1 protein-coding gene is annotated in these 308 nt (G+C 36.7%); it reads left to right on the forward strand.

The window, feature by feature from the left end; genetic code table 11:
• Window positions 1–75: 75 nt before the first annotated feature.
• The coding region (locus AOA60_RS32320; RefSeq protein ID WP_143522477.1) for a hypothetical protein at window positions 76–308 on the forward strand (233 nt) is incomplete at its 3' end.

Below are 308 nucleotides of genomic sequence, written 5' to 3' on the forward strand. Positions count from 1 at the left end.
CAAGTAAGCAAAGGCCGATTATAGGATGACCAATCGTCATAAAAAAGCTCAAGTGAAGTCTAGAATGGTGCAGTAATGATGGAGGGAAATAAGGTGGGGAACACATCATTAATCACAGTAACACATGATCCAAAAGGGAAAAATGTTGAATTATTTAACGAATTAAAAAGTGGAATAGAAGGGATTTATTCAGAACTTTTTATCACAATAAGTGAAGAAAGCTCCACGAAGTTGATCGATGCGTTGGAAGATAGTCTTTTCAATACAAAGATAATTCCTAAATTAGGAGCTGCCAATGCCAGGAGGGA

The sequence above is a fragment of the Pseudomonas sp. 2822-17 genome, assembly GCF_002742485.1.
GTDB lineage: Bacteria > Pseudomonadota > Gammaproteobacteria > Pseudomonadales > Pseudomonadaceae > Aquipseudomonas > Aquipseudomonas cyclaminis.